Annotated in this window: 16 protein-coding genes; 1 reads left to right on the top strand and 15 read right to left on the bottom strand. The window is 71.9% G+C overall.

Annotation, left to right across the window (positions count from 1 at the left end; genetic code table 11):
- Nucleotides 1-2: 2 nt before the first annotated feature.
- Nucleotides 3-1,001, bottom strand: a complete 999-nt coding sequence (locus AB0L74_RS12230) for an aspartate carbamoyltransferase catalytic subunit (protein WP_365649297.1) — start codon at nucleotides 999-1,001, stop codon at nucleotides 3-5.
- Nucleotides 1,002-1,114: 113 nt separating this feature from the next.
- Nucleotides 1,115-1,687 (bottom strand): bifunctional pyr operon transcriptional regulator/uracil phosphoribosyltransferase PyrR, encoded by a 573-nt coding sequence (gene pyrR / locus AB0L74_RS12225; RefSeq protein WP_365649294.1) that lies wholly within the window; start codon nucleotides 1,685-1,687, stop codon nucleotides 1,115-1,117.
- A gap of 267 nt (nucleotides 1,688-1,954) precedes the next feature.
- Between pyrR and bldD the strand changes: the two genes are divergently transcribed.
- Nucleotides 1,955-2,458 (top strand): transcriptional regulator BldD, encoded by a 504-nt coding sequence (bldD, locus tag AB0L74_RS12220; protein ID WP_004990661.1) that lies wholly within the window; start codon nucleotides 1,955-1,957, stop codon nucleotides 2,456-2,458.
- A 238-nt stretch (nucleotides 2,459-2,696) separates the two neighbouring features.
- On the opposite strand, the gene nusB is transcribed toward bldD, so the two are convergent.
- From nusB to AB0L74_RS12155, 13 genes are all read right to left on the bottom strand, one after another.
- Complete coding sequence (nusB, locus tag AB0L74_RS12215; RefSeq protein ID WP_365649291.1) at nucleotides 2,697-3,131, bottom strand: transcription antitermination factor NusB; 435 nt, start codon at nucleotides 3,129-3,131, stop codon at nucleotides 2,697-2,699.
- A gap of 2 nt (nucleotides 3,132-3,133) precedes the next feature.
- Complete coding sequence (gene efp, locus AB0L74_RS12210) at nucleotides 3,134-3,700, bottom strand: elongation factor P (RefSeq protein WP_365649288.1); 567 nt, start codon at nucleotides 3,698-3,700, stop codon at nucleotides 3,134-3,136.
- Nucleotides 3,701-3,760: 60 nt separating this feature from the next.
- Nucleotides 3,761-4,867 carry an aminopeptidase P family protein gene (locus tag AB0L74_RS12205; protein ID WP_365649285.1) on the bottom strand — a complete coding sequence of 369 codons (1,107 nt, stop codon included), beginning with the start codon at nucleotides 4,865-4,867 and terminating at the stop codon, nucleotides 3,761-3,763.
- 203 nt (nucleotides 4,868-5,070) lie between these two features.
- Nucleotides 5,071-5,913 (bottom strand): Pro-rich N-terminal domain-containing protein, encoded by an 843-nt coding sequence (locus AB0L74_RS12200; protein ID WP_365649282.1) that lies wholly within the window; start codon nucleotides 5,911-5,913, stop codon nucleotides 5,071-5,073.
- A 186-nt stretch (nucleotides 5,914-6,099) separates the two neighbouring features.
- Nucleotides 6,100-7,191, bottom strand: coding sequence for a 3-dehydroquinate synthase (aroB, locus tag AB0L74_RS12195; RefSeq protein ID WP_365649279.1), 1,092 nt, complete (start codon nucleotides 7,189-7,191; stop codon nucleotides 6,100-6,102).
- On the bottom strand, nucleotides 7,188-7,703 hold the full coding sequence (locus tag AB0L74_RS12190; protein WP_365649276.1) for a shikimate kinase: 516 nt from the start codon (nucleotides 7,701-7,703) through the stop codon (nucleotides 7,188-7,190). The genes aroB and AB0L74_RS12190 overlap by 4 nt, the downstream gene beginning before the upstream one ends.
- Nucleotides 7,700-8,884 (bottom strand): chorismate synthase, encoded by a 1,185-nt coding sequence (gene aroC, locus AB0L74_RS12185; RefSeq protein ID WP_365649273.1) that lies wholly within the window; start codon nucleotides 8,882-8,884, stop codon nucleotides 7,700-7,702. Before aroC ends, AB0L74_RS12190 begins: the two co-directional genes overlap by 4 nt.
- Before the next feature lie 202 nt (nucleotides 8,885-9,086).
- On the bottom strand, nucleotides 9,087-9,926 hold the full coding sequence (locus tag AB0L74_RS12180) for a shikimate dehydrogenase (protein WP_365649270.1): 840 nt from the start codon (nucleotides 9,924-9,926) through the stop codon (nucleotides 9,087-9,089).
- Nucleotides 9,907-11,670 (bottom strand): endolytic transglycosylase MltG, encoded by a 1,764-nt coding sequence (gene mltG, locus AB0L74_RS12175; RefSeq protein WP_365649267.1) that lies wholly within the window; start codon nucleotides 11,668-11,670, stop codon nucleotides 9,907-9,909. The genes AB0L74_RS12180 and mltG overlap by 20 nt, the downstream gene beginning before the upstream one ends.
- Before the next feature lie 123 nt (nucleotides 11,671-11,793).
- On the bottom strand, nucleotides 11,794-12,258 hold the full coding sequence (gene ruvX, locus AB0L74_RS12170; protein WP_365649264.1) for a Holliday junction resolvase RuvX: 465 nt from the start codon (nucleotides 12,256-12,258) through the stop codon (nucleotides 11,794-11,796).
- Between the two features lie 9 nt (nucleotides 12,259-12,267).
- Nucleotides 12,268-14,940: an alanine--tRNA ligase gene (gene alaS, locus AB0L74_RS12165; RefSeq protein WP_365649261.1), complete on the bottom strand. Its 2,673-nt coding sequence runs from the start codon at nucleotides 14,938-14,940 to the stop codon at nucleotides 12,268-12,270.
- Nucleotides 14,940-15,332: a hypothetical protein gene (locus AB0L74_RS12160; RefSeq protein ID WP_365649258.1), complete on the bottom strand. Its 393-nt coding sequence runs from the start codon at nucleotides 15,330-15,332 to the stop codon at nucleotides 14,940-14,942. Before AB0L74_RS12160 ends, alaS begins: the two co-directional genes overlap by 1 nt.
- Before the next feature lie 7 nt (nucleotides 15,333-15,339).
- Nucleotides 15,340-15,795 carry a DUF948 domain-containing protein gene (locus AB0L74_RS12155; protein WP_365649255.1) on the bottom strand — a complete coding sequence of 152 codons (456 nt, stop codon included), beginning with the start codon at nucleotides 15,793-15,795 and terminating at the stop codon, nucleotides 15,340-15,342.
- Nucleotides 15,796-15,931 lie beyond the last annotated feature (136 nt).

The raw sequence follows: 15,931 nt of genomic DNA, 5'->3' as shown, positions 1-15,931 counted from the left end.
TGTTACTTCTCCTCCGTGGTGCGGGATTCAGAGCCGGGCGACGGCTGGGCGACGGCGGGCTCGTTGCCGCCGAGCAGCAGGTACAGGACGGCCATGCGGATGGAGACGCCGTTGGCGACCTGCTCGACCACGGTGCAGCGGTCGGAGTCGGCGACCGCGGCGGTGATCTCCATGCCGCGGACCATGGGGCCGGGGTGCATGACGATGGCGTGCTCCGGCATCTTGGCCATGCGGTCGCCGTCGAGGCCGTAGCGGCGCGAGTACTCGCGCTCGGTCGGGAAGAACGCGGCGTTCATGCGCTCGCGCTGCACGCGCAGCATCATCACCGCGTCGGACTTGGGCAGCGTGGAGTCGAGGTCGTACGAGACCGCGCAGGGCCAGGTCTCCACGCCCACCGGCAGCAGGGTCGGCGGGGCGACGAGGGTGACCTCGGCGCCGAGGGTGTGCAGCAGGTCGACGTTGGAGCGGGCGACCCGGCTGTGCAGGACGTCGCCGACGATCGTGATGCGCTTGCCGGCCAGGTCCTGGCCGAGCCCGGCGTCCCGCCCGACCAGGCGGCGGCGCATGGTGAAGGCGTCCAGCAGGGCCTGGGTGGGGTGCTGGTGGGTGCCGTCGCCGGCGTTGATGACGGCCGCGTCGATCCAGCCGGAGGTGGCCAGGCGGTAGGGGGCGCCGGAGGCGCTGTGCCGGATGACGACGGCGTCGACGCCCATCGCCTCCAGCGTCTGGGCGGTGTCCTTCAGGGACTCGCCCTTGGAGACGCTCGATCCCTTGGCGGAGAAGTTGATCACGTCCGCGGACAGGCGCTTCTCGGCCGCTTCGAACGAGATCCGGGTGCGTGTGGAGTCCTCGAAGAAGAGGTTCACCACGGTGCGGCCGCGCAGGGTCGGCAGCTTCTTGATCGGCCGGTCCGCGACCCGGGCCATCTCCTCGGCGGTGTCGAGGATCAGGACGGCGTCGTCGCGGGTGAGGTCGGCGGCCGAGATGAGATGGCGCTGCATCTGTCAGGCTCCGTAAGGCAGGTCATTCGGGAGAACAGGAGGTTTCGGGCATCCGGGGGCACGCGTGGGCGCACCGGCAGACGCGACGGCGGGCGGGGCCGGGTCGCCGGTTGCTAGTGCTGGGTGCCCGAGGCGGTCCGCTTCGCACCGAGCAGCACGGTGTCGCGACCGTCCTCCTCGGCGAGCTGGACCTTGACCGTCTCACGCAGCGACGTGGGGAGGTTCTTGCCGACGTAGTCGGCCCGAATCGGCAGTTCGCGGTGGCCGCGGTCGACGAGGACCGCGAGCTGCACCGCGCGCGGGCGCCCGATGTCGTTTAGGGCGTCCAGGGCGGCGCGGATGGTGCGGCCGGAGAAGAGCACGTCGTCGACGAGGACGACCAGGCGGCCGTCGATGCCGTCACCGGGGATCTCGGTGCGGGCCAGCGCACGCGGCGGGTGCATGCGCAGGTCGTCGCGGTACATCGTGATGTCGAGGGAGCCGACCGGGACCTTGCGCTCGGTGATCTGTTCGAGCTTGGCGGCGAGCCGGCGGGCGAGGAAGACACCCCGGGTGGGGATGCCGAGCAGCACCACGTCGTCGGCGCCCTTGGCGCGCTCGACGATCTCATGGGCGATGCGGGTCAGTACCCGCGCGATGTCGGGGCCTTCGAGAACCGGCCGCGCATCGGACGCTTGTGTGTCCATACGAAACGGACCTCCTTCTCCGCCTCACGGGACGGACCTTAAAGGACGTCGGAATTGCGCCATCCACGGTAGCAGGTTCCGGAGACTGCCCTGATCACCCCCCGACCGGTCCCTCTCGGGGGGCACTGTGGCCCCTACCGCGGCGGGCGCGGTGTGGACCATTCGGCTTGACGCGACAGAGTAACGCTGCGTAACCTCACAGTGAGTTACCAGCCGCGCGGCGTGGACATCGATCCGGCCGCGTCGACACAGTGTCCGGGGAGCCATATGTCCAGCGAATACGCCAAACAGCTCGGGGCCAAGCTCCGCGCCATCCGCACCCAGCAGGGCCTTTCCCTCCACGGTGTCGAGGAGAAGTCCCAGGGGCGCTGGAAGGCGGTCGTGGTCGGTTCGTACGAGCGCGGCGACCGCGCCGTGACCGTGCAGCGCCTCGCCGAGCTGGCGGATTTCTACGGCGTTCCCGTGCAGGAGCTGCTTCCGGGCACCACCCCGGGCGGCGCCGCCGAGCCGCCGCCGAAGCTGGTTCTGGACCTGGAGCGGCTGGCCACCGTGCCGGCCGAGAAGGCGGGTCCCCTCCAGCGCTACGCGGCCACGATCCAGTCGCAGCGCGGTGACTACAACGGCAAGGTGCTCTCGATCCGCCAGGACGACCTGCGCACCCTGGCCGTCATCTACGACCAGTCGCCCTCGGTCCTCACCGAGCAGCTGATCAGCTGGGGGGTGCTGGACGCGGACGCCCGCCGTGCGGTGGCGTCCCACGAGGAGAGCTGAACCCCCCTCCGGACCAGCAGAAACGTGTCGCCGGGGCGGCCGGGACCCTTCGGGATCGCGGCCGCCCCGGCGGCTTTTTCACCCGGGCTCCGCGCGAGCCGTCCCGGGGGGCGCGGTCCGGGGGGCGCCCTGGGCACCCGAGGGTGCACGACGGCAAACGCCGGGGCCTCGCAGCGCGGGTGCGTGCTGCGAGGCCCCGGCGCCGTCGTCTGTCAGCTCCGCCGGGCCGGTGGCGCTGTCAGCTCTGCTCGCGGCGCAGCGAGGGCTTCAGGTCCTTCAGACGGCCCAGCAGGCCGTTGACGAACGAGGGCGACTCGTCCGTGGAGAACTCCTTGGCCAGCTGCACCATCTCGTCGAGGACCACGGCGTCCGGGGTCTCGTCGACCCAGATCAGCTCGTAGGCCCCGAGGCGCAGGATGTTGCGGTCGACGACCGGCATGCGGTCGAGCGTCCAGCCGACCGAGTACTGGGCGATCAGCTCGTCGATACGCGTCGCGTGCTCCGCGTACCCCTCGACGAGCTGCATCGTGTACTCGCTCACCGGCGGCTGCCGGGTGTCGGCCCGGGAGTGCCGGATCCAGTCCGCGAGGACCGTCAGGACGTCGGCGCCGCGCTGGTCGCCCTCGAAGAGGATCTGGAAGGCGCGTTTGCGGGCCGTGTTGCGGGCAGCCACGGTTAGCTGTTCACCCGGCCGAGGTAGTCGCTCGTACGGGTGTCGACCTTGATCTTCTCACCGGTGGTGATGAAGAGCGGGACCTGGATCTGGTGGCCGGTCTCCAGCGTGGCCGGCTTGGTGCCGCCGGTGGAGCGGTCGCCCTGGACGCCCGGCTCGGTCTCGGCGATGGTCAGCTCGACGGCGGCCGGGAGCTCGACGAAGAGCACCTCGCCCTCGTGCTGGGCGACGGTGGCGGTGAAGCCCTCGACGAGGAAGTTGGCGGCGTCGCCGACGGCCTTGCGGTCGATGTGGAGCTGGTCGTAGGTCTCCATGTCCATGAAGACGAAGTAGTCGCCGTCCATGTACGAGAACTGCATGTCGCGCTTGTCGACAGTGGCCGTCTCGACCTTGACACCGGCGTTGAAGGTCTTGTCGACGACCTTGCCGGACAGCACGTTCTTGAGCTTGGTGCGCACGAAGGCCGGGCCCTTGCCGGGCTTGACGTGCTGGAACTCGACGACGGACCAGAGCTGGCCGCCTTCGAGCTTGAGCACCATGCCGTTCTTGAGGTCGTTCGTGGAAGCCACGGTTGCGGAATCTCCTGGACTGACGTGGGACGACCCCGGGGCAGGCACTCAGCGCGGGGGCTAGAGCGCGAGCAGCTCCTTGGTCGTGATGGTGAGTAGCTCGGGTCCGCCGTCCGCCTCGGGGCGCACGACGAGCGTGTCATCGATCCGGACACCGCCCCGTCCCGGGAGGTGGACCCCCGGTTCGACGGTGACCGGCACGCAAGCGTCCAGTTTACCCATGGCCGACGGGGTCAACCGAGGGTCCTCGTCGATTTCCAGTCCGACGCCGTGGCCGGTGAGCGGCGGGAGGTGCTCGGCGTACCCGGCGCAGTCCAGCACCTGGCGTGCGGCACGGTCCACGTCACGGCACCCGGCGCCGGGGGCGAGGGCCTCCCGGCCGGCGCGCTGGGCTGCGAAGACCAGGTCGTACAGCTCGATCTGCCAGTCGGCGGGCGAGCTTCCGATGACGAACGTACGGCCGATCTCGCAGCGGTAGCCGCGGTAGGTGGCGCCGAGGCAGACGGAGAGGAAGTCGCCCTCCTCCACCCGGCGGTCGGTGGGACGGTGGCCGGGGCGGCCGGAGTGGGGGCCGGTACCGACCGAGGTCGGGAAGGCGGGGCCGTCCGCTCCGTGGTCGACCAGGCGGCGTTCCAGTTCGAGGGCGAGGTGGCGCTCGGTGCGGCCGACGAGGATGGATTCGAGGAGCTCGCCGAGCGCCTGGTCGGCGATCTCGGCGCCGATGCGCAGGCAGGAGATCTCCTCCTCGTCCTTGACGACCCTGAGCTGTTCGACCGCGCAGCCGAGGTCGGTCAGGCGCAGGCCGGGCGCGACGGCGCGCAGGGCCCGGTGGCGGGTGACCGTGAGGTGGTGTTCCTCCACCGCGAGGGAGTCGGCGCCCTGCTCGGCGGCCAGGCCGGTGGCGGCGACGGCCGCGTCGCCCGCCGGGCCGGGCAGGATCCGCAGGGGCAGCGCCTCGTCGGGCCGGCCGTCCGTGGGGCGGTCGTCCAGAGGACCCGCGCACAGCAGCAGGTCGTCGGTGGCGCCCAGCAGCAGGACGGCGCCGTGCGGGGCGGCACCCGCGAGATAGCGCACGTTGGCGGGGCGGGAGACCAGCGCCGCCGCGCTGCCGCCCGCGGTGCAGCGTTCGCGGAGGCGGGTTCGGCGGGCCGCGTACACCTCTGACATGAGCCGAGCGTACGAGGGGTGCGCGGTCGCCGCCGGTCGGGCGGGTCCGACTGGGCGTCGGGACCGGTGCGGCGGGAGGGGACCGGTGCGGCCGGCGGGCGGGCGCACCGGCGGCAGACGGCCCTCGGCGGGCAGCGGGGCGGGGCCGCGCGCCGCCCCGGACGGGTGCGGGGCCGGCCGCGGTCAGCCTCGCGGCGGGCCGGCTACCACTGCGGCGGGCTCGCCATCGAGCGCGCGAGCACCTCGTCCAGCAGCCGGGCCGTCTCGGGGATGCCGAGCTGGGAGTTGTCGATGATCGGCAGGCCGGATCCGTACCATCCGGCCATCCGGCCGTGGATGCGGGCCACCTCCTCGTCGCTGAGGCGGCGGTTGCCGCTGCGCTCGGCGTTGCGCTCCAGGACGATGTCCAGGCCGGGGAGCAGGACGACGGGCAGCAGGCCGGGGCCCACATGGCGCTTCCAGCCGCCGAGGCCCACCACGGGGCGGTCCGGGAAGACGGCGTCGTCGAGGATGCAGGAGATGCCGTTGGCCAGGAAGTTGCGCGCGGCGAAGCCGCAGGTGCGGCGGGCAAGGCGGTACTGCGCCTCGGAGTTGTCGTTCCACCCGGACTGCGGGTCGGCGAAGCCCGAGCGGACCCACTCGCGTACGTCGTCCAGGCTGATGTGGGCCGTCGGAACCCTGCGGTGGTCCGCCCAGTACTTGGCGACGCTGGTCTTGCCGGCGCCCGCGGGGCCGATGAGCAGCACCGCGAGGGTCGTGGTGGCCGCGTCCGGCGCCGGCGGCGGTGCCCCTGGCGCGGTGACGCCGCCCTGCGGCGGCGGGATGTGGCCGCCGGGGTCCGCGGCGGGGGCCTGCCCGGCAGCCGGGGCCGGGTGCGGTGGCCGGGCGGGGTAGCCCGGTGCCGCGGGAGGCGGGGGCGCGGGGGCGGGGCCGTGGGGCCCTGCCGGGTGGGGTGCCGGGTGGTGCGCGGCCGGGGACCACCCGGGGGCCGGTCCGTGCCCCGGCTGATGGGGCGGCGGCAGCGGAGAACCCACTGCGTGCTGCATCCGGTGCCACTCCGTCTCGTACAGGCGATGGGCGCTGACAGCGGGGGGACCCGTCTCCGCCGGGGAGTTGCCGGGTACCTCCGTCCGGAACGGTACCGTCCCCGGCCGCCGTTTGGTGAACGGCCGGGGACGGTTCGGCGTGCCCGCTGTGGAAGGTGGACCGGGCGGAGGGTGCGCCCGCCGGAACTACTGGCCCACTTCGCCGTAGGCGGCGAGGAGGACGGCCGGGTCGGGCCCTTCCAGGACGGTCGGCTTGGCCAGGCCGTCCAGGACGATGAAGCGCAGCAGGTCGCCGCGGGACTTCTTGTCGACCTTCATGTTCTCCAGCAGCTTGGGCCACTGGTCGTAGCGGTAGTGGAGGGGAAGCCCGACCGCTTCGAGGACGGTGCGGTGCCGGTCGGCGGTGGCGTCGTCGAGCCGGCCCGCGAGGCGGCCCAGTTCGGCGGCGAAGTGCATGCCGACGGAGACCGCGGCGCCGTGGCGCCACTTGTAGCGCTCGTTCTTCTCGATGGCGTGGCCGAGGGTGTGGCCGTAGTTGAGGATCTCCCTGCGGCCCGATTCCTTCAGGTCGGAGGAGACCACGTCCGCCTTGACCCGGATCGAGCGTTCGATCAGTTCGGCGGTGTGCGGTCCGGCCGGGGTGCGGGCGGCCTCGGGGTCGGCCTCGATGAGGTCGAGGATCACCGGGTCGGCGATGAAGCCGGCCTTGATGACCTCGGCGAGCCCGGAGACGTAGTCGTTGACGGGGAGCGAGTCCAGGGCGGCGAGGTCGCACAGGACGCCGGCGGGCGGGTGGAAGGCGCCCACCAGGTTCTTGCCCTCGGCGGTGTTGATCCCGGTCTTGCCGCCGACGGCCGCGTCCACCATGGCCAGGACGGTGGTGGGGATGGCGATCCAGCGCACGCCGCGCAGCCAGGTCGCGGCCACGAACCCGGCCACGTCCGTGGTGGCGCCGCCGCCCACGCCGACGATGACGTCGGTGCGGGTGAAGCCCGACTGGCCGAGCGCCTTCCAGCAGTAGGCGGCGACCTCGGCGGTCTTGGCCTCCTCCGCGTTGGGCACCTGGATGGCGATCGCCTCATAGCCCTGCCCGGCCAGGTCGGCGCGGAGCGCGTCCCCGGTCTCGGCGAGGGCCTCGGGGTGGATGACGGCGATCCGCTTGGCCTTGTTCCCGATCAGCCCGCCCAGCTCGCCCAGGAGCCGGCGGCCCACCAGTACCTCGTAGGGCTCGGTGCCCGCGGTGCCGGCGACCTGGATCCGGGTGACTGCCTCGCTCATGCTTCCTTCAACTCCAGTGCGTCCAGGGCGGCTTCGGTGACCTCGTCGGGGGTGCGGCCGTCGGTGGCCACCACGGCCGTGGCGACTTCCTCGTACAGGTGGCGGCGGGCGTCCATCAGCTCCCGCCACTGCTTGCGCGGGTTGACGGCCAGCAGCGGGCGGGCGGTGTTCAGGCCGGTCCGCTTGACGGCTTCCTCGACGTCCATGGAGAGGTAGACGACGCGGTGCCCGGCGAGCAGCGCGCGCGTGTCCGGGTCCAGGACGGCGCCGCCGCCGAGGGCGAGGACCCCGTCGTGTTCGGCCAGCGCCCGGTGCACGGCCCGCTTCTCGATGGCGCGGAAGGCGGGCTCGCCCTCGTCGACGAAGATGTCCGCGATCGACCGCCCCTGCTCGGCCACGATGTCCTCGTCGGTGTCCCGGTAGGCCGCCTTCAGCCGCTCGGCGAGCAGCTGTCCCACGGTGGACTTGCCGACCCCCATGGGGCCGACGAGGACCAGGAGAGGGCCGCTCACCGGATCGCCAGGTTCTCGAGGTAGCCGCGCACGTTGCGGCGGGTCTCGGTCACGCTGTCGCCGCCGAACTTCTCCGCCACCGCGTCCGCGAGGACGAGCGCGACCATGGCCTCGGCGACGATGCCGGCCGCCGGCACCGCGCAGACGTCCGAGCGCTGGTGGTGGGCCTGGGCGGGCTCGCCCGTGACCACGTCCACGGTCTTCAGGGCGCGCGGCACGGTCGCGATCGGCTTCATGGCCGCGCGGACGCGGAGCAGCTCGCCGGTGGTCAGGCCGCCCTCGGTGCCGCCGGACCGGCCGGAGGCCCGCTTGATGCCCTCGGGCGTGGTGAGGATCTCGTCGTGCGCCTGGGATCCCGGCACCCGGGCCAGGCCGAAGCCGTCGCCGACCTCCACGCCCTTGATCGCCTGGATGCCCATGAGCGCCGCGGCCAGCCGGGCGTCCAGCCGCCGGTCCCAGTGCACATGGGAGCCGAGGCCGACCGGCACGCCGTAGGCGAGCACCTCCACGACACCGCCGAGGGTGTCACCGTCCTTGTGCGCCTGGTCGATCTCCGCGACCATCGCCTTCGACGCGTCCGCGTCCAGGCAGCGCACCGGGTCGGCGTCCAGCTTCTCCACGTCCGCGGGTGTCGGGTACACGCCGTAGGGAGCCTTGGCGGCGGCGAGTTCGACGACATGGCTGACGATCTCGATGCCGGCCGTCTCCTTGAGGTACGACCGGGCCACCGCGCCGAGGGCCACGCGGGCGGCGGTCTCCCGCGCGGAGGCGCGCTCCAGGACCGGCCGGGCCTCGTCGAAGCCGTACTTCTGCATGCCGGCCAGGTCGGCGTGGCCGGGCCGGGGCCGGGTCAGCGGCGCGTTGCGGGCCAGTCCGGCGAGGACCTCCGGGTCCACCGGGTCGGCCGCCATGACCTGCTCCCACTTCGGCCACTCGGTGTTCCCCACCATGATCGCGACCGGGGAGCCGAGGGTCAGGCCGTGCCGGACGCCGCCGAGGAAGGTGACCTCGTCCCGCTCGAACTTCATCCGGGCACCGCGCCCATAGCCCAGCCGCCGCCTCGCCAGATGGTCCGCCACCATGTCGGTGGTGATCGGTACGCCGGCGGGAAGGCCCTCCAGCGTCGCGACGAGTGCGGGACCGTGGGACTCCCCCGCGGTCAGCCAGCGCAACCTGCTCAACGGTGCTCCTCAGTGCTCGCGCCCTGGTACTGCCCTGCGTACGCGTGTCCTCGCGTACGGCGACGGCGCGACCAGGCGCGCGGGTCCCGGTCCGCCACCTCCGATCCTCCCACGTCCGCGTCCCGGTCCGGCCCGCCGGTCCATCAGACGGACGGTGACCGGGCGGCGCCGGACCACGCGGCGGGGGCCGCCCGGGAGGGGGCTAGCGGGCCGCCAGGGCGTGCTCCCCCGCCTTGCGCATGGCGTCGAGGGGGGCCGGGGAGTGCCCCGTCATCTGCTCCACCTGGAGCACCGCCTGGTGCACGAGCAGATCGAGTCCGCCCACGACCGCGCCGCCGCAGGCCGACCAGCGGGCGGCGAGCGTGGTCGGCCACGGGTCGTAGAGCACGTCGAACAGGGTGGCGGGCAGCTCCGGCACCTCGGCGGCGAGGGCGTCGGTGGTGCCGGCCGGGGTGGTGGCCACGACCAGCGGCGCGCGCAGCGCCTCGGCCGCGTCCGCCCAGTCGGCGGTACGGACCTCGACGCCCAGCCGTTCGCCCCACTGCCGCATCTGCGCGGCGCGGCCCTCGCTGCGGACGTAGGCGACGACCTCGCCGGCGCAGATCCGGGCCAGCGCGGCCAGCGCCGAGGAGGCGGTGGCGCCGGCGCCGAGGACCGCCGCCGAGTCGACCTGCTCGATGCCGCGCTCGCGCAGCGCCGCGACCATGCCGGGGATGTCGGTGTTGTCGCCGACGCGGCGGCCGTCCTCGGTGAACACGACGGTGTTGACCGCCTCCACCGAGGCGGCCGTCTCACTGATCCCGTCGAGCAGCGGGATGACGGCCCGCTTCAGCGGCATGGTCAGCGACAGCCCCGCCCACTCGGGGCCGAGCCCGTCGAGGAAGGCGGGCAGGGCGGCCTCGTCGACCTCGAAGCGGTCGTACGTCCAGCCGGTCAGCCCCAGCTCCTCGTAGGCGGTGCGGTGCAGCACCGGGGAGAGGGAGTGGGCGATGGGCGAGCCCAGCACGGCGGCCCGGCGGCCGTCAGTTGCCCGCGTTTGCATTGAACTTGTCCCTGAGCTTCTCGAATTCGGCGTAGGTCTTGGCGAACTCCGTCTTGCTCAGCCCGTCGGTCGCCACGAAGTAGATCCAGCCGTCGGACGTCGGGTTCAGCGCCGCCTTCAGCGCGTCCTCACCGGGGTTGCCGATGGGACCGGGCGGCAGGCCCTTGTTGGTGTACGTGTTGTACGGGTCCTTGTTGCTGTTGATCTCGGACTCGCCGATGTGGATGTTGCTCTCGTTCTTCAGGTAGTTGAACGTCGAGTCGAACTGGAGCAGCTGGTTGGTCTCGGTGTTCGTCGGCTTGAGGCGGTTGTAGACGACCTCGGCCATCTTGCGGAAGTCGTCGTCGGTCTTGCCCTCGGCCTGCACGAGACTGGCGACCGTGACGAGCTCCAGCGGGTTGTCCAGGTTCAGCGCCTCGGCCTTCGCGTCGAGATCGTACGCGTTGTACTTCGCGGTGGCCTGGGTGACCATCTCCTTCAGGACCGTCTCGGGCTTCATGCCCTTGGCGGCGGGATAGGTGCCCGGGTAGAGGAAGCCCTCCAGCGGATCCTTGATGTCGCTGTCGTCGTTGGCCCAGCTCGGCAGCCCGAGGCTCTCGTACTTCCGCTCGGCGACCTTCCGGGTGGTGCCGGAGGACAGACCGAGCTTGGCGTCGATGGCCTTGTAGACCTGGATGTTGCGCTGCCCCGGCGTGACCATCACGTTGTTCTGGCTCTTGGGGTCGAGCATCATCGCGACGGCGCTCTGCGCGGACATCTGCTTCTTCAGCAGATACGCGCCCGCCTGGATGTTCTTGCCCCCGGGGTTCTGCTGCTGGGCGGCGACGAACGCGTCGACGCTCTTGACGACCCCGGCGTTCTTCAGCAGCCGGCCGATCTCGAAGCCGCCCGCGCCCTTGGGCACCTGGACGGTCACCGTGTCGCCCGTGCCGTCCCCGGCGTAGTCCGGCGCCTCGCCGAAACGGTTCTGGTAGAACTGGTATCCGAAATATCCGACACCGCCGACGGCGCCGCCGAGCACCAGCAGGACCACCAGGCAGGCGACGCCGTTGCGCCCCTTGCGGCCCTTGTCGCCCCGTCCGCGCCGGTCACCGCGACCGCGGCCCCCGTCGGCCGTGCCGTCCTCGCCCCCACCGGCGAAGAAGGAGTTCTCTCCCTGGTCGGGACCCGGGTCCCAGTCGGTCTGCGGCGGCTTGGGCTCGCCGCGGCGGCCGGGCGGCTCCGGCGGCGGATAGGCGTCCGGCGTGCCGTAGAGGTCGGGCTGCTCGGGGCCGTAGCCGGCGGCGGCCTGCGGGGCGTACGGATCCGACGGGTCGACGGCGTAGGGCGCCTGCGGGTGTCCGCCGGTGGCCCACTGTCCGCCGTCCTGCTGCTGCCCCTCGGCCCCGTACCGCTGATGCTGCTGCCCGTCGCCCGGGTACTGCTGCCCATGCTGCTGCTCGTGCTGCCCGTCGGCCGGGTACTGCTGCTGGTCGTAGGACTGGCCGTACGGCTGCTCGTGGGGCTGTCCGTGCTGCTGACCGTACTGCTGGTACTGCTGGTCCTGGCCGTACGCGGACTGCCCGCCGTCGCCCCAGTCACCGTACTGAGGCTGGGACGGCTGCTCCGGATAGTGCTGTGGCTGACCGCCGTAGGGGGACTGCCGACCCTGCCGGGCCTGCTGTCCTCCCCATCCGCCGTCCCCGTACAACGGGTCCTCCGGATGCCACGGTTCGGAGCCTTGGCCCCGGCCATACTCAGTCATCGATCCCCTAGAGCCGCGAGGGGTCGGAGCGCGCGGCTGGTGGGGCCCGGCTCCGTTCCGCCTCTTGTTGTGCGGCGGCTGTTCGAACGCCGTCGCATCGCGCGGAACGTTACCGTATCGCGATCAGGTGGCCGCTCCGACGCCCTCACCGGGTGCTTCGCCTGACACCCGTTCGGATTCCAGCGCCTGCTGGAGGATGATCACAGCGGCGGCCTGGTCGATCACGGAGCGCCCCTTCTTCGACTTCACGCCCGAGGCGCGCAGCCCCTGACTGGCCGTCACCGTCGTCATCCGCTCGTCGACGAGCCGGACGCCGACCGGCGCGATGCCCCGGGCCAGCTCCTGGGCGAAGCCGCGGACCTTGACCGCGGCCGGGCCCTCGCCCCCCTTGAGGGAGCGAGGGAGGCCGACGACGACCTCGATCGGCTCGTACTCCTCGACGAGTTGCTTCAACCGGCGGTGGGCCGCCGGGATGTCCCGTCCGGGGACGGTCTCCACCGGGGTGGCGAGGATCCCGTCGGGGTCGCACGAGGCGACCCCGATACGGGCGTCCCCGACGTCGATGGCGAGGCGTCGGCCGCGGCGCATCTCCCGGCCCTACTTCGCCGTCTCGGCGACGAGCCGCTCGACGGCGTCGACGGCCTCGCCGATGGCGGCGGCGTTCTGGCCGCCGCCCTGGGCGACGTCCGGCTTGCCGCCACCGCCGCCGCCGAGGGTCTTGGCGGCCGTGCGGACCAGGTCGCCGGCCTTCAGGCCGCGCTCACGGGCGGCCTCGTTGGTGGCGATGACCGTCAGCGGCTTGCCATTGACGGTGGTGAACAGGGCCACGACCGCGGCCCGGCCGCCCTGGACGCGCCCGCGCACGTCCAGGACCAGCTTGCGCAGGTCGTCGGCGGTGGTGCCGTCCGGGACCTGGCCGGTGACCAGCGCGACACCGCGGACGTCCTTGGCGGACTCGGCGAGACCGGCGGCGGCCTGGAGGACCTTCTCGGCGCGGAACTTCTCGATCTCCTTCTCGGCGTCCTTCAGCTTGCCGAGCATGGCGGAGACCTTCTCCGGAAGCTCCTCCGGGCGGCCCTTGAGCAGCTCGGTGAGCTGGTTGACGACCGTGTGCTCACGGGCGAGGAAGCTGTAGGCGTCCACGCCGACGAGGGCCTCGATACGGCGCACACCGGAGCCGATGGAGGACTCGCCGAGCAGCTTCACCAGACCCAGCTGGGCGGTGTTGTGCACGTGGGTGCCGCCGCACAGCTCCTTGGAGAAGTCGCCGATGGTCACGACGCGGACCCGCTCGCCGTACTTCTCGCCGAACTCGGCGATGGCGCCCTGCTTCTTGGCCTCGTCGATGCTCATGATGTCGGCGCGCACGTCGAGGTCGCGGGCGAGCACCTCGTTGATCTTCTGCTCCACGTCGTTCAGTACGACCGTGGGAACGGCGGACGGGGAGCCGAAGTCGAAGCGGAAGCGGCCGGGCTGGTTCTCCGAACCGGCCTGGGCGGCCGTCGGGCCGAGGGCGTCGCGCAGGGCCTGGTGGGTGAGGTGGGTGGCCGAGTGGGCGCGGGCGATGGCCGTGCGGCGGCGGGCGTCGATCGAGGCGTGGCCCTTGGCGCCGACGGTGACCTCGCCGACCTGGACGACGCCCTTGTGGACGTAGACGCCCGGGACCGGCTTCTGGCAGTCGCGGACCTCGATGACGGCGCCGGAGTCGACCTTGATCCGGCCGGTGTCGCCGATCTGGCCGCCGCCCTCGGCGTAGAACGGGGTGCGGTCGAGGACGATCTCGACCTCGTCGCCCTCGGTGGCGGCGGGGGACGAGACGCCGTCGACGAGGATGCCGACGATCGTGGACTCGCCCTCGGTGTGGGTGTAGCCGATGAAGTCGGTGGCACCGGCGCGGTCGGCGATCTCGCGGTAGGCACCGAGGTCGGCGTGGCCGGTCTTCTTGGCCTGGGCGTCGGCCTTGGCGCGCTCCCGCTGCTCCTTCATCAGGCGGCGGAAGCCGTCCTCGTCCACGGACAGCCCCTGCTCGGCGGCCATCTCCAGGGTGAGGTCGATCGGGAAGCCCCAGGTGTCGTGGAGCAGGAACGCCTTGTCGCCGGAGAGGACCGTGCCGCCGGCGGCCTTGGTCTCGGACACGGCGGTGTCGAGGATGTTGGTGCCGGCCTTCAGCGTCTTGAGGAAGGCGCTCTCCTCGGCGAGGGCGACCTTCTCGATGCGCTCCCGGTCGGTGATCAGCTCGGGGTACTGCTGCCCCATCATGCCGATCACGACGTCGATCAGGTCCTTGACGACCGGGCCGGTGGCGCCGAGCAGGCGCATGTTGCGGATGGCGCGGCGCATGATGCGGCGCAGGACGTAGCCGCGGCCCTCGTTGCCCGGGGTCACGCCGTCGCCGATGAGCATCACGGCGGTGCGGATGTGGTCGGTGACCACGCGCAGGGAGACGTCCGAGTCGTGGGCGTCGCCGTAGGCCACGCCGGTCAGCTCGGTGGCCTTCTTGATGACGGCCATGGAGGTGTCGATCTCGTACATGTTCTGCACGCCCTGCAGAATCATGGCGAGACGCTCCAGGCCGAGCCCGGTGTCGATGTTCTTGGCGGGCAGGTCACCGAGGATCGGGAAGTCCTCCTTGCCGGTGCCCTCGCCGCGCTCGTACTGCATGAAGACCAGGTTCCAGATCTCCACGTACCGCTCGTCGTTGACGGCGGGGCCGCCCTCGACGCCGAACTCCGGGCCGCGGTCGTAGTTGATCTCGGAGCAGGGGCCGCAGGGGCCGGGGACGCCCATGGACCAGAAGTTGTCCTTCTTGCCCAGACGCTGGATGCGCTCGGCGGGGACGCCGACGACGTCGCGCCAGATCTGCTCGGCCTCGTCGTCGTCCTGGTAGACGGTGATCCACAGGCGCTCGGGGTCGAGGCCGTAACCGCCCTTGTCCTGGGGGCTGGTGAGCAGCTCCCAGGCGAGCTTGATGGCGCCTTCCTTGAAGTAGTCGCCGAAGGAGAAGTTGCCGCACATCTGGAAGAACGTGCCGTGCCGGGTGGTCTTGCCGACCTCTTCGATGTCCGGCGTGCGCACGCACTTCTGCACGCTGGTGGCGCGGGCGAACTGCGGCTTGACCTCACCCAGGAAGTAGGGCTTGAAGGGCACCATGCCGGCGTTGACCAGGAGCAGAGTCGGGTCGTCCGCGATGAGCGACGCCGAAGGGACGACGGTGTGCCCGCGCTCCTCGAAGAAGCTCAGCCAGCGACGGCGGATCTCAGCCGACTCCATCAGTGGTCCTCATTCCGGTTGTACGGGTTGGTCTGGTTCGGGTTGGCGGGGCGGTGCGGGTTCATCGGGTGCGCCGGTCCCTCGGCGTACCCCGCACCGTCGTGGTTCTCGATGGCGGCCAGGCGCCGCGGCGGGGGCAGTTCCCGCTCGACGGGGGCGTTCAGCCCCAGCGCGTCGCCCAGTTCCGCCTCGCGCCGGGCCATGTTGTCGCGGACGTCGAGGGCGAAGCCCACCGCGCGGTCCTTCAGCCGGCCGCCCGCCTCGATCGCCTTGTTCGCCGCGGTCGCGGCGAGGCTTTCGGGGGTGAGCTGCTTCAGCTTCCGGTTGACCTTGGTGGTGGCCCACACTCCGGCGGCGACGCCGGTGGTGAACCAGAACGTACGGCGGAACATCGCTGGGTCAGTCCCTCTTTCCGCGTGGGTCCCGCTTCGCCCGTCGCGAGGCCGGGACGGTGCGGCCCACGATCACCGTGCGCCTCGACGGCTTGGCGGGCGCGTCCTCCTTGCGGCCGGCGATGGCCCGGCGCACGCCGTAGCCGAAGGCCGCGACCTTGACCAGGGGGCCGCCGAAGGTGGAGGCGACGGTGGTCGACAGCGCGGAGGCGTTCGAGGTGACCTCCTGGACGTCCGAGGCGATGGCGTCGACCCGGTCGATCTGGGTCTGCGCGGAGCGCACCGCCGCGGAGGCGTCGGCCAGCAGCGGGACGGCCTGGTCGGTCACGTCCGCGACGAGCTTGGTGGTCGCCTTGAGCGTCTGGGCCAGCCTCGCCAGCGCGACGGCGAGGAACGACACCAGGATCGCCCAGAAGACGGCCACCAGGATCCCGGCCACCTCTCCACCGGACACTGTGTGCACCCGCTCCCTGAAACGTGCCTGAACATCGAGAACATCGAAAAGTCGTGTCACGAGCCTATCGCGCCGGGGGTGGGGCTCCGAACCGGATGGGCGGCCGCGTCCGGGAGGTTCCGGGAAGCGATTGTACGGAGTGATT

It is taken from the genome of Streptomyces sp. NPDC052020 (genome assembly GCF_040680575.1).
GTDB lineage: Bacteria > Actinomycetota > Actinomycetes > Streptomycetales > Streptomycetaceae > Streptomyces.
Note: the sequence above shows the minus strand (reverse complement) of the source record. Positions and strands in the feature narration are given on the sequence as shown.

Coding starts and splice junctions, on each gene's coding strand:
- AB0L74_RS12230 (WP_365649297.1), bottom strand. CDS start 1,001: ATGCAGCGCCATCTCATCTCGGCCGCCGACCTCACCCGCGACGACGCC.
- pyrR (WP_365649294.1), bottom strand. CDS start 1,687: ATGGACACACAAGCGTCCGATGCGCGGCCGGTTCTCGAAGGCCCCGAC.
- bldD (WP_004990661.1), top strand. CDS start 1,955: ATGTCCAGCGAATACGCCAAACAGCTCGGGGCCAAGCTCCGCGCCATC.
- AB0L74_RS12205 (WP_365649285.1), bottom strand. CDS start 4,867: ATGTCAGAGGTGTACGCGGCCCGCCGAACCCGCCTCCGCGAACGCTGC.
- AB0L74_RS12200 (WP_365649282.1), bottom strand. CDS start 5,913: ATGCAGCACGCAGTGGGTTCTCCGCTGCCGCCGCCCCATCAGCCGGGG.
- aroB (WP_365649279.1), bottom strand. CDS start 7,191: ATGAGCGAGGCAGTCACCCGGATCCAGGTCGCCGGCACCGCGGGCACC.
- AB0L74_RS12180 (WP_365649270.1), bottom strand. CDS start 9,926: ATGCAAACGCGGGCAACTGACGGCCGCCGGGCCGCCGTGCTGGGCTCG.
- mltG (WP_365649267.1), bottom strand. CDS start 11,670: ATGACTGAGTATGGCCGGGGCCAAGGCTCCGAACCGTGGCATCCGGAG.
- ruvX (WP_365649264.1), bottom strand. CDS start 12,258: ATGCGCCGCGGCCGACGCCTCGCCATCGACGTCGGGGACGCCCGTATC.
- alaS (WP_365649261.1), bottom strand. CDS start 14,940: ATGGAGTCGGCTGAGATCCGCCGTCGCTGGCTGAGCTTCTTCGAGGAG.
- AB0L74_RS12160 (WP_365649258.1), bottom strand. CDS start 15,332: ATGTTCCGCCGTACGTTCTGGTTCACCACCGGCGTCGCCGCCGGAGTG.